This is a genomic window from uncultured Caulobacter sp., from assembly GCF_937900395.1.
Lineage (GTDB): Bacteria > Pseudomonadota > Alphaproteobacteria > Caulobacterales > Caulobacteraceae > Caulobacter.
Map to the genome: position 1 here is coordinate 1 of NZ_CALCDX010000065.1, position 11172 is coordinate 11172.

The window sequence follows — 11172 nt, forward strand, 5'->3', positions numbered from 1 at the left end:
ATAGCGTCCGGCGACGGCGCCTACAGCGCCACCATCCACGGCGTGATGCAGCTCGACACCGCCCACTACTTCCAGGACAAGGGCCTGCCGGCGGTGATCGGCAACGGCCGCGACCTGAACAACGGCACGAACTTCCGCCGCGCCCGCCTGGGCGTCGACGGCAAGTTCGCCAAGAACTTCGACTACTCGGTCCTGCTGGACTTCGGCGGCGCCGGGACCGACGGCTCGGGCGTGCTGCAAGAGATCTACCTCCAGTACAACTACGCCCCGTTCAAGGTCCGCGTCGGCGCGTTCGCCCCGAACCTCGGTCTCGAGGACGCCGCCTCGACCAACGGCTCGCTGTTCCCCGAACGCCCCTCGGCCGCCGAGGCCGCCCGCGGCCTGGCCGGTGCCGACCGCCGCATCGCCCTGCAGGCCCAGACCGCCGGCGAACGCTGGATCCTGTCCGGCGCCGTGACCGGGGCCAAGGCGGGCGACGGCCAGACCTTCGACGAGCAACTCGGCTATCTGGCGCGTCTGGCCGGTACGCCCTTCAAGGGTCAGGACTGGCTGGTCCATGTGGGCGTCAACGCCAGCGTCGTCGCCACGCCCGCCCAGACCACCGCCCTCAGCGGCGCCTATCCGATCAATATCCAGGACCGTCCCGAGCTTCGCGTCGACGGCCAGCAGTTGATCGGCACGGGCGCCATCGACGCCAAGGGCGCGCGCCACTACGGCCTGGAACTGGCGGCCCAGAAGGCCAACCTCCTGATCCAGGGCGAGTATTTCGACTACAAGATCGACCGTCGCAATCCGGCGGCCGGGGTGAGCGATCCCAAGTTCAAGGGCTGGTACGTGGAGGGCGGTTGGGTGCTGACCGGCGAGGCCCGCAAGTACAACGCCGCCAACTTCGCCTTCGACGCCCCGGCGATCACCAACCCGTTTGACCCGAAGAAGGGCAAGTGGGGCGCCTGGGAGCTGGCCGCGCGCTACTCCTTGCTCGACCTCAACCACCACGAGGACGCGGCGCTGGCCGCCGACCGCGTGCGCGGCGGCGAGCAGACCATCTGGACAGCCGGCCTGAACTGGTTCCCCAATTCGGTGACCAAGTTCTCGCTCGACTACCTGGATGTCGACATCGATCGCAAGGATCCGGCCGGCGGCCTGCTGCCGCTGAGCCAGAGCTACCAGGCGATCAACTTCCGCAGCCAGTTCGCGTTCTAGCTTAACAGGCCGCCCGCGCCGCAAGGCGAAGGGCCCCGAGCGGGCGGCCCCCTCACCTCACGTCGTCCACGTCCAAAGAAAGGATCGCGCCCATGAGCGACACCCGCAAAGCTCCCACCCGACGCGGCTTGATGGCCGGCGCGGGCGCAGGGGCCGCGACCTTGATGGCGGGAGGGCTGGCCCATGCTCAGGCCAAGCCTGTCACCCTGCTGAACGTCAGCTACGACCCGACGCGCGAGCTCTACAAGGACATCAACGCCGCCTACGCCAGGTACTGGAAGGACAAGGTCGGCCAGACCCTGACGATCAACCAGAGCCACGGCGGCTCGGGCAAGCAGGCCCGCTCGGTGATCGACGGCCTGCAGGCGGACATCGTCACGCTCGCCCTGGCCTACGACATCGACGAGATCGCGGCCAAGGCCAAGCTGCTGCCCGCCAACTGGCAGTCGCGGCTGCCGCAGAACTCCACGCCCTACACCTCGACGATCGTGTTCCTGGTCCGCAAGGGCAACCCTTGGAAGATCAAGGACTGGCCGGACCTCATCAAGCCGGGCGTCGATGTGATCACCCCCAACCCCAAGACCTCGGGCGGCGCGCGCTGGAACTATCTGGCGGCCTGGGCCTGGGCGTTGAAGCAGCCCGGCGGCAACCCCGCCAAGGCCGAGGCCTATGTGCGCAGCCTGTTCGAGCACGTGCCGGTGCTGGACACCGGCGCGCGCGGCGCCACCACCACCTTCACCCAGCGCGGCATCGGCGACGTGCTGCTGGCCTGGGAGAACGAGGCGTTCCTGGCCCAGGAGGAGCTGCCGGGCAAGTTCGACATCGTCTATCCGTCGATCTCGATCCTGGCCGAGCCACCGGTCGCCCTGGTCGACAAGAACGTCGACCGCCGCAAGACCCGCACCGTGGCCGAAGGGTACCTGAACTTCCTCTACAGCCCGCTGGCTCAGGACCTGATCGGCAAGAACCACTACCGCCCGCGCAACGCGGCCGTGGCGGCCAAGTACGCCAGCAAGTTCAAGTCGATCCCGCTGGTCACGATCGACGACACCTTTGGCGGCTGGAAGAAGGCCCAGGCCACGCACTTCGCCGACGGCGGCGTCTTCGACAGGATCTACCAACCCAAGTAGGGCGCTCATCGAGGTCTGGCCGCACCGGGAAGCGCGATCGGACCTCCTTATGGCGCGGCGGCGGAAACAGCCTTCCTCCTCCGCCACGCTCAACGGCGGGAGTCCTTGGCGGACTCCCGCCGTTACTTTTGGATTGAACCTATGTTTGGAACTCGACACGATCGAGTACGTTGAGCGTCCACGGGGCGGTGGAGCTGATTGCAGGCATGGACGACTATTCGGAATCGCGACGCGCCGGCGACCGCCTGGCCGCCGGACATGGCATCGACGACCCTTTCGCGGCGGCGATCCGCGCGACCCGGATGGCGATGATCGTCACCGATGCTTCCCAGGTCGACAATCCGATCATCTTCGCCAACGACGCTTTCCTGAAACTCACTGGCTACGACCGCGACGAGATCATCGGCCGCAACTGCCGCATGCTGCAAGGGCCGGACACTGACCGGGCGGCCATCGAGACCCTGAGCCGGGCCGTCGCCGCCGGCGAGGACGCCAAGGTCGAACTGCTGAACTACCGCAAGGACGGGTCGACCTTCTGGAACGCCCTCTACATCTCGCCCGTGCGCAACGACGCCGGCGAGATCGTCTACTTCTTCGGCTCGCAGCTGGACGTCACCGACAAGAAGACCGCCGAAGCCAAGGTGCTGGAGCACCGCGACGGCCTGGAGCAGGTCGTCGAGGATCGCACGCGGGAGCTGACCGAAGCCCTGGAGCAGAAGACCGCCCTGCTTCACGAGGTCGACCACCGCGTGAAGAACAACCTGCAACTCATCTCCAGCCTGCTGCTGTTGCAGACCCGCCGGGTTCCCGATCCGGCCTTGAAGGCCTCGCTGAAAGGCATGCTGGGCCGAGTCAACGCCATCGCCACCGTGCACCGGCGGCTGTTCCAGAGCGAAGACGTCGAGCGCTTCGACGTCTCGGCCTTCATCCGCGACATGGTCGCCGACCTGATGGGTTCGGCGGGCCGCGACGATATCGAGATGCGGCTGGACCTGGAGCGGGTCGACATCCCCGCCGCCAAGGCCGCGCCCCTCGCCCTGGTGGTCAACGAGCTGCTGACCAACTCCTTGAAGCACGGCTTTCCGGAGGGACGCGGCGGCCGGATCTTCGTCGGCGTCAGTCGCCTGAACGGGGACTTCCGGATCGAAATCACCGACAACGGCGTTGGTATTGACAAGCAGGCTGCGGGTTTCGGCCTGACCATCGTTCAACTGCTTTGTCAGCAGCTGAAGGCCAAGTGCGAGACCACCAACGCGGAACCTGGAACCCGCGTGGTCGTTCTGCTGCCCGTGAATGGCGCGCACTGAGTTGAAGGATAAGGCTTGTATGAGCGGTCGAGCGCTCGAGGTTCTGATCGTCGAGGATGAGATGCTGCTGGCCATCGAGCTGGAGCATCTGATCGAAGAGGTCGGCTGCCGTCCGCTCGGCTGCGCCATGAGCTCGGACGAGGCCGTCGCCCTCGCCCAGCAACTGCACCCCGATCTGGCCCTGGTCGACGTCCACCTCAGCGATGGCCCGACCGGCGTCGATGTCGCGCGCAAGATCTCCCAGGACTGCGGCGGCGTGGCGCTGTTCATGACCGCCAACGTCAAGCGCCTGCCCGAGGACTTCGCCGGCGCCTGCGGCGTGATCGGCAAGCCCTATTCCGAGCATGGCGTGAAGACGGCGCTGTCCTATCTGGCCCACTGCCTGCGGGAAGGCCACGCGCCGGGCCCGACGCCGGTGGGCCTGACCCTCGCCCCGGCCTACGCCGCGCTCTGGGGCCTGGACCAGACCCTGGCCCAGACGGCCTAGATGGCCGTCACGCCTGTCGCCGCGACCGTCGGAACGATCGCGGCCCTGCTGTCGATTACCAGCTTCGCACCCCAGATTCTTAAGATCTGGAAGGAGAAGGACGCCTCGGCCGTCTCGCTGCGGACCTATGTCGTCACCGTCACCGGCTTCGCCTGCTGGGTCGCCTACGGGATCATGATCCACGCCTGGCCGGTCATCGCCTCCAACATCGCCTGCCTGCTGATGTCCGGCGCGGTGCTGCTGATGAAGTGGCGGTTCGAGCGCCGGAGCTAGACTCAGCGTTTTTGATGACAGGGGGGGCGGGGTCCGCTATCGAGGCGCGCCTAATTTCCCTTCGAGGACAAGCCGCCTTGACCGACGTCGCCGAGGAAGCCGGCTGGGCCACCGCCAAGACCCTGGCCGAGGCCCTGCCCTACATCCAGATCTACGACCGCGAGACGGTGGTGATCAAATACGGCGGCCACGCCATGGGCCAGGAAGAGGTGGCCAAGGTCTTCGCCGCCGACGCCGTGCTGCTGAAGCTCTTGGGCGTCCACCCGGTGGTCGTCCACGGCGGCGGTCCGCAGATCAGCCGCATGCTCGACAAGGCCGGCGTCAAGTCGACCTTCGTCGACGGCCTGCGCGTCACCGACGCGGCGACCATGGAAGTGGCCGAGATGGTCCTGTCCGGCGCGATCAACAAGGAAATCGCCAACTGGATCACCCAGGCCGGCGCCGAGGCCGACGTGCGCGGCGTGGGCCTGTCGGGCAAGGACGCTCGCCTGATCACCGCCGAGAAGGTGACCCGGACCAAGAAGGACCCGGACAGCAATATCGAACAGGTCGTCGACCTGGGCTTCGTGGGCGAGCCAACCAAGGTCGATCCGCACCTGATCCAGGCGCTGCTGACCTCCGAAACCGACTACATCCCGGTGATCGCCCCGATCGGCGTCTCGACCGAGGGCGAGACCTTCAACATCAACGCCGACACGGTGGCCGGCGCCCTGGCGGGCGCGCTGAAGGCCAAGCGGATGCTGATGCTGACCGACATCAAGGGCGTGCTCGACGCCAATGGCGAGCTGATCCGCCAGATGACGATCGACGAGGCCCGCGCGCTGATCGAGACGGGCGTCGCCACCGGCGGCATGATCCCCAAGCTCGAGAACGCCATCCACGCCGTGGAGTCGGGCGTCGAGGCCGTGGTCATCCTGGATGGCCGCCGTCCTCACGCCATGCTGGTCGAGCTGTTCAGCGAGCACGGCGCGGGCACGCTGATTTCGAAATGATCGTCACCGCATTCCTCCTCCCCCGTACAACGGGGGAGGTGTCGGCGAAGCCGACGGAGGGGGCGCTAACCCGCGCTGAGCGCCCCCTCCGTCACGGCGCGTTTCCGCGCCGCGCCACCTCCCCCGCCTTGCGTGGGAGGAGGATCTGATGTCGGCCGACCTCACCCACGTCGACACCTGGCTCTTCGACCTCGACAACACCCTGTACCCGCTGGAAAGCGAGTTCATGGGCCTGATCGAGGCCAAGATGACCGACTTCGTCCAGCGCGAGACCGGTCTGCCGCGCGACGAGGCCCGGGCCCTGCAGCACAGCTACTTCACCGAGCACGGCACAACCCTGGCCGGGCTGATGATCAACCACGGCCTGGAGCCCAAGCGCTTCCTGGACGAGGTGCATGACGTCGAGCTGGATCGGCTAACGCCGAACCCGGCCCTGCGCGCGGCGATCGCCCGCCTGCCCGGCCGCCGGCTAATCTTCACCAACGGCTCGCTGGGCCACGCCGAGCGGGTGCTGACGCACCTCGAACTCCGAGACCTGTTCTCCGAGGTGTTCGCGATCGAGACGGCGGACTATGTGCCCAAGCCGGCGCTAGCGACCTTCGACAAGATCACCAAGCTGCACGCCATCGATCCGCCGATGACCGCCTTCTTCGAGGACAGCGAGAAGAACCTCGTGCCGGCCGCGCGTCTGGGCATGACCACGGTGCTGGTCGGCCCGCACGCGGCCGCCTCGACCTCGGAACACGTCCATTTCCGCACTCCCGACCTCGCCGAGTTCCTGAGCTCGGCCCGCCTGCAAGGAAATCCCGCATGACCGCCGTCAGCCTCGCCGATCTGCAAACCGAGATCGAAGCCGCCTGGGAAGCCCGCGCCGACGTCTCGGCCGCCACCACCGGTCCGGTCCGCACCGCCGTCGAGGAAGCCCTGCTGCTGCTCGACAGCGGCAAGGCGCGCGTCTCGGAAAAGATCGACGGCGAGTGGGTGACGCACCAGTGGCTGAAGAAGGCCGTGCTGCTGTCGTTCCGCCTGAACCCCAACACCGTGATGCGCGCCGGCACGCTGGGCGGCGGCGTCGGTCCCTGGTGGGACAAGGTGCCGAACAAGTTCGACGGCTGGGACGCGCCTCAGTTCGAGGCCGGCGGCTTCCGCGCCGTGCCCGGCGCCATCGTCCGCCGCGGCGCCCACATCGGCAAGAACGTGATCCTGATGCCTTCGTTCGTGAACATCGGCGGCTATGTCGACGAAGGCACGATGGTCGACACCTGGGTCACGGTCGGCTCGTGCGCCCAGATCGGCAAGAACGTCCACCTGTCGGGCGGCGTCGGCATCGGCGGCGTGCTGGAGCCCCTGCAGGCCAACCCGACCATCATCGAGGACAACTGCTTCATCGGCGCCCGCTCGGAAGTGGTCGAGGGCGTCGTCGTCGGCGAAGGTAGCGTGCTGTCGATGGGCGTGTTCATCAGCGCCTCGACCAAGATCGTCGACCGCAAGACCGGTCAGGTCCATATCGGCAAGGTCCCGCCCTACAGCGTCGTGGTCCCCGGCAGCCTGCCCGACCCGAACGGCGGCCCCAGCCTCTACTGCGCGGTGATCGTCAAGACCGTCGACGCGCAGACGCGCTCGAAGACGTCGATCAACGACCTGCTGCGGGACTGATCTCGGCGTGGTTCCTCCCCCGTGCAACGGGGGAGGTGGCCCAGAGGGCCGGAGGGGGCCAACTCGGCCGCCCTCCAGTTCGCCCCCTCCGTCGGCTCCGCCGACACCTCCCCCGCGTCGCGGGGGAGGATCGTGATGAGGCCAGGGAAGAGGTTCGTCAGAGCGCCGCCAGGACCGCGTCGCCCATCTGGGCGGTGGTCAGCGAGCCGCCGAGGTCGCGGGTGCGGGCGCCGCTGTCGAGGGCGACCTTCACCGCCGCCAGCAAGGCGTCGGCGGCCTCGACCTGCTTCAGCGACCAGCGCAGGGCCATCTCAAACGACAGGATCGCCGCGAGCGGATTAGCCACGCCCTTGCCGGCGATGTCCGGCGCGGAGCCGTGGATCGGCTCGTAGAGGCCCGGCTTGTTCGGATCGCCGATGGCGGCCGACGGAAGCATGCCCAGGGAGCCGGTCAGCATGGCGGCCGCGTCCGACAGGATGTCGCCGAACAGGTTGTCGGTGACGATCACGTCGAACTGCTTGGGCGCGCGGACCAGCTGCATGGCGCAGTTGTCGGCCAGGATGTGCTCGAGCTGAACGTCCGGGTACTCGCGGGCGTGCAGCTCGGTGATCACCTGCTTCCACAGCAGGCCCGACTCCATGACGTTCGACTTCTCGGCCGAGTGGACCTTGTTGGTGCGGCCACGGGCCAGCTCGAAGGCGACACGGCCGACGCGCTCGATCTCGCTGGTCGTGTAGACGGCCGTGTCGAAGCCCTTCTTCTGGCCGTCCGGCAGGGTCTCGATGCCGCGCGGCTGGCCGAAATAGACCCCGCCGACCAGTTCGCGAACGAACATGATGTCCAGGCCCGAGACCAGCTCCGGCTTCAGGCTGGAGGCGCCGGCCAGGGCCTCGAAGCAATAGGCGGGGCGCAGGTTCGCATAGACGTCCATCGCCTTGCGCAGGTTCAGGAGGCCCGCCTCGGGGCGCAGGTGACGCGGGGCGTCCGCCCACTTCGGGCCGCCGACGGCGCCCATCAGCACCGCGTCGCTGGCGATGGCCTGGTCGCGCACCTCGTCTAGCAGCGGCGTCCCGTAGGCGTCGTAGCTCATGCCGCCATAGGGCGCCTCCTCGACCTTCAGGTCCGGGGTGAGGGCGGCCGCCACGCGGCGCACCTCGGCGCAGACTTCCGGGCCGATGCCGTCGCCGGGCAGGAGCAGCAGGGTGGACATGAAGCTTCTCTCTCAGATCTTGCGGTAGGCGGAAACGTCGAAGGACTGCAGGTCGCGGCCGTGCACGCCAAGCTCGGCGCATGCGGCGCGCCAGGCGGCCATGTGCGGCGTGGCGCGGTGGTGCTCCAGGGCCGCTTCACTTTCGAAGTGCTCGTAGACCCGGATCAGGCCAGGGTCGAGCGGGTCCTCGGTCAGGGCGTAGTCCAGGCAACCCGGCTCGGCGCGCGTGCCTTCGACCTGGGCGCGGAGATGCGGACGCAGGTCCGCCAGGCGCTCGGGGGCGATGCGGATCGTGCCGGCGAGGATCAGGGTCATCTCAACATTCTCCCCCTTCCCCTTGATCGGGAAGGGCTGGGGATGGGGTGACAGCCTGTCGGGGCTTGGCGCGGTTGAACCGCGCGCCACCCCACCCCTACCCCTCCCCATCAAGGGGAGGGGAGAGGAGGCTTAAGCCTCCAGCCAGGGCTGGCTGATGGCGCGCTTGCTTTCGAAGACGTCGATGTCGGTCGCGTGCTGCATCGTCTCGCCGATGGCGTCGAGACCCTTCAGCATCTTCTCCTTGCGGACCGGATCGATCTGGAAGGCGAAGGTCTTGCCCGACGGCGACACCACCGTCTGGGCCTCCAGGTCGACGCTGACCATGTGGTTGCCGCCCTTGGCCTCGTCCATCAGGACCGCCAGTTCCTCCGGCTTCACGACCACCGGCAGAAGGCCGTTGTTGAAGCAGTTGTTGAAGAAGATGTCGGCGAAGCTGGTCGAGATCACGCACATGATCCCGTAGTCCATCAGGGCCCAAGGCGCGTGCTCGCGCGAGCTGCCGCAGCCGAAGTTGTCGCCGGCGATCAGGACGCTGGCGCCCTTGTATTCGGGCTTGTTCAGCACGAATTCCTTGATCTCGGCGCCGTCGGCGTCGAAGCGGAAGTCGTAGAACAGGCCCTTCGCCAGGCCCTCGCGCTCCACGGTCTTGAGGAACTGCTTGGGGATGATCTGGTCGGTGTCGATATTGGCCAGCTCCAGCGGGGCCGCGCGGCCATCAAGGCGGGTGAAGGCCTTCATTGGGCGGTCTCCGAGAGCAGGGTCCGAACATCGACGAGGTGGCCGGCGATCGCCGCCGCCGCCGCCATGGCCGGCGAGACGAGATGCGTCCGGCCCGCGCGGCCCTGACGGCCCTCGAAGTTGCGGTTGCTGGTCGAGGCGCAGCGCTCGCCCGGCTGCAGCTTGTCGGGGTTCATGGCCAGGCACATCGAGCAGCCCGGCTCGCGCCAGTCGAAGCCGGCGGCCTTGAAGATGGCGTCCAGGCCTTCGGCTTCCGCCTGTTCCTTCACCAGGCCCGAGCCCGGCACGACCATCGCCTTGACGTGCGGCGCCACGAGGCGACCGTGCAGGAAGGCTTCCTGCACCACGGCGGCGGCGGCGCGCATGTCCTCGATGCGGCTGTTGGTGCACGAGCCGATGAAGACGCGGTCGATCTTGGCTTCGGTGATCGGCTGGCCGGCGGTCAGGCCCATATAGTCCAGCGCGCGGTGGGCGGCGGCCCGCTTGTCGGGCGTGGCGAAGCTTTCCGGATCCGGGACCTTGCCGGTGACCGGAATGACGTCCTCGGGGCTGGTGCCCCAGGTGACCATCGGGACCAGGGCCGAGCCGTCGATCACGACCGTGCGGTCGAAGACGGCGTCCGCGTCGGTGAAGAAGGTCTTCCAGTGCGACAGGGCCATGTCCCAGGCCGCGCCCTTCGGCGTCGCCGGCTTGCCCTGGATATAGGCGAAGGTCTTCTCGTCCGGCGCCACCAGGCCAGCCTTGGCGCCGCCCTCGATGGTCAGGTTGCAGAGGGTCATGCGGCCCTCCATCGACAGGCCGCGGATGGCCTCGCCGGCGAACTCGATGACATAGCCGGTGCCGCCGGCGGTGCCGATCTCGCCGATCACGGCCAGGGCGACGTCCTTGCCGGTGACGCCGGGCGCCAGCTGGCCGTCGACGCGGACCAGCATGTTCTTGGCCTTCTTCTGGCGCAGGGTCTGGGTCGCCAGGACGTGCTCGACCTCGGACGTGCCGATGCCGTGGGCCAGGGCCCCGAAGGCGCCGTGGGTCGAGGTGTGGCTGTCGCCGCAGACGATGGTCATGCCCGGCTGGGTGAAGCCCTGTTCCGGTGCGATGACGTGGACGATGCCGCGGTTGTCCGAGCCCATGTCGAACAGTTCGATGCCGTGCTCGGCGCAGTTGCGCGCCAGGGTGGCCACCTGCGCCTCGGAGGCGGCGCTGGCGTAGGGCAGCTTGCCGTCGGCACCGGCCGGCAGGGTCGGCGTGGAGTGGTCCATCGTCGCCTTGGTGCGGTCCGGGCGGCGCGGTGCGAGGCCACGCCCGCGCAGCTCGGTGAAGGCCTGCGGCGAGGTCACCTCGTGGATCAGGTGCAGGTCGATGTACAGCACGGCGGGGGCGCTGTCGGATTCGGGAACGACCACGTGGGCGTCCCACAGTTTGTCGTACAGGGTGCGGGGTGCAGGGGTCATGCGGTTGCCTGGCAGAAGTACGAAGAAGCGGACATCGGGAAGGAAAGGGAAGGAGCCGTTCAGCGGCGGCGGGCGAGCACGCGCAGCCGCACATGGTCGGCCAGCGGCTGGCCGGCGGCATTGCGCGGCAGCTCGGCCAGCAACGCGGTGGCGGCCTCGCGCACGGTGGCGCGGGCTTCGGCCGGCAGGTCGTCCAGCAGTGGCGTGGCGAATACCCGCAGCCAGCCGCCAACGCCGGTCGGCAGCGCGGTCGGGCAGGGGCGGGCGATCGCGGTCGTCGAGCTGGCGAAGGCGATCGTGTCGGTGCGCTCGCCGCTGGCCGCCTCGTGTCGGCCTTGCTGCACGGCGTGGACGCGAGCGACCCGCTCGCGTTCGGCGGTGCGCTCGCGCTGCTCGCGCTTGCGGGC

Annotated in this window: 13 protein-coding genes; 8 read left to right on the forward strand and 5 right to left on the reverse strand. The window is 68.2% G+C overall.

Annotation, left to right across the window (positions count from 1 at the left end):
• The 8 genes from Q0379_RS05885 to dapD form a co-directional block, all read left to right on the forward strand.
• Positions 1-1203, forward strand: a 1203-nt coding sequence (locus tag Q0379_RS05885; RefSeq protein ID WP_299005608.1) for a porin, incomplete at its 5' end; no start/stop codon positions are given.
• 92 nt (positions 1204-1295) lie between these two features.
• Complete coding sequence (locus tag Q0379_RS05890; protein ID WP_299005611.1) at positions 1296-2333, forward strand: sulfate ABC transporter substrate-binding protein; 1038 nt, start codon at positions 1296-1298, stop codon at positions 2331-2333.
• Between the two features lie 206 nt (positions 2334-2539).
• Positions 2540-3640, forward strand: coding sequence for a PAS domain-containing protein (locus tag Q0379_RS05895; protein ID WP_299005613.1), 1101 nt, complete (start codon positions 2540-2542; stop codon positions 3638-3640).
• Positions 3641-3659: 19 nt separating this feature from the next.
• The gene (locus Q0379_RS05900) at positions 3660-4127 is read left to right on the forward strand and encodes a response regulator (RefSeq protein WP_299005616.1); all 468 of its coding nucleotides are present in this window, start codon (positions 3660-3662) and stop codon (positions 4125-4127) included.
• Complete coding sequence (locus Q0379_RS05905) at positions 4128-4400, forward strand: SemiSWEET transporter (RefSeq protein WP_299005619.1); 273 nt, start codon at positions 4128-4130, stop codon at positions 4398-4400.
• Positions 4401-4477: 77 nt separating this feature from the next.
• The gene (gene argB / locus Q0379_RS05910) at positions 4478-5392 is read left to right on the forward strand and encodes an acetylglutamate kinase (RefSeq protein ID WP_299005622.1); all 915 of its coding nucleotides are present in this window, start codon (positions 4478-4480) and stop codon (positions 5390-5392) included.
• 148 nt (positions 5393-5540) lie between these two features.
• Positions 5541-6206 (forward strand): pyrimidine 5'-nucleotidase, encoded by a 666-nt coding sequence (locus Q0379_RS05915; protein WP_299005625.1) that lies wholly within the window; start codon positions 5541-5543, stop codon positions 6204-6206.
• Positions 6203-7048, forward strand: a complete 846-nt coding sequence (gene dapD / locus Q0379_RS05920; protein WP_299005628.1) for a 2,3,4,5-tetrahydropyridine-2,6-dicarboxylate N-succinyltransferase — start codon at positions 6203-6205, stop codon at positions 7046-7048. The genes Q0379_RS05915 and dapD overlap by 4 nt, the downstream gene beginning before the upstream one ends.
• A gap of 157 nt (positions 7049-7205) precedes the next feature.
• Here dapD and leuB read toward each other — a convergent pair whose 3' ends face one another.
• The 5 genes from leuB to Q0379_RS05945 all read right to left on the reverse strand — a co-directional run.
• Positions 7206-8258 carry a 3-isopropylmalate dehydrogenase gene (leuB, locus tag Q0379_RS05925; RefSeq protein WP_299005631.1) on the reverse strand — a complete coding sequence of 351 codons (1053 nt, stop codon included), beginning with the start codon at positions 8256-8258 and terminating at the stop codon, positions 7206-7208.
• A gap of 12 nt (positions 8259-8270) precedes the next feature.
• Positions 8271-8573: a putative quinol monooxygenase gene (locus Q0379_RS05930; protein ID WP_299005634.1), complete on the reverse strand. Its 303-nt coding sequence runs from the start codon at positions 8571-8573 to the stop codon at positions 8271-8273.
• A 132-nt stretch (positions 8574-8705) separates the two neighbouring features.
• Positions 8706-9314 carry a 3-isopropylmalate dehydratase small subunit gene (gene leuD, locus Q0379_RS05935; protein ID WP_299005637.1) on the reverse strand — a complete coding sequence of 203 codons (609 nt, stop codon included), beginning with the start codon at positions 9312-9314 and terminating at the stop codon, positions 8706-8708.
• Entirely contained in the window at positions 9311-10765 is a 1455-nt protein-coding gene (leuC, locus tag Q0379_RS05940; protein WP_299005640.1) for a 3-isopropylmalate dehydratase large subunit, read from the reverse strand. Before leuC ends, leuD begins: the two co-directional genes overlap by 4 nt.
• Before the next feature lie 59 nt (positions 10766-10824).
• The coding region (locus Q0379_RS05945) for a hypothetical protein (protein ID WP_299005643.1) at positions 10825-11172 on the reverse strand (348 nt) is incomplete at its 5' end.

What these genes read in the sequence shown, in the direction of transcription:
- Q0379_RS05890 (WP_299005611.1), top strand. Translation starts at nt 1,296, where the DNA reads ATGAGCGACACCCGCAAAGCTCCCACCCGACGCGGCTTGATGGCCGGC.
- Q0379_RS05895 (WP_299005613.1), top strand. Translation starts at nt 2,540, where the DNA reads ATGGACGACTATTCGGAATCGCGACGCGCCGGCGACCGCCTGGCCGCC.
- Q0379_RS05900 (WP_299005616.1), top strand. Translation starts at nt 3,660, where the DNA reads ATGAGCGGTCGAGCGCTCGAGGTTCTGATCGTCGAGGATGAGATGCTG.
- Q0379_RS05905 (WP_299005619.1), top strand. Translation starts at nt 4,128, where the DNA reads ATGGCCGTCACGCCTGTCGCCGCGACCGTCGGAACGATCGCGGCCCTG.
- Q0379_RS05915 (WP_299005625.1), top strand. Translation starts at nt 5,541, where the DNA reads ATGTCGGCCGACCTCACCCACGTCGACACCTGGCTCTTCGACCTCGAC.
- dapD (WP_299005628.1), top strand. Translation starts at nt 6,203, where the DNA reads ATGACCGCCGTCAGCCTCGCCGATCTGCAAACCGAGATCGAAGCCGCC.
- leuB (WP_299005631.1), bottom strand. Translation starts at nt 8,258, where the DNA reads ATGTCCACCCTGCTGCTCCTGCCCGGCGACGGCATCGGCCCGGAAGTC.
- Q0379_RS05930 (WP_299005634.1), bottom strand. Translation starts at nt 8,573, where the DNA reads ATGACCCTGATCCTCGCCGGCACGATCCGCATCGCCCCCGAGCGCCTG.
- leuD (WP_299005637.1), bottom strand. Translation starts at nt 9,314, where the DNA reads ATGAAGGCCTTCACCCGCCTTGATGGCCGCGCGGCCCCGCTGGAGCTG.
- leuC (WP_299005640.1), bottom strand. Translation starts at nt 10,765, where the DNA reads ATGACCCCTGCACCCCGCACCCTGTACGACAAACTGTGGGACGCCCAC.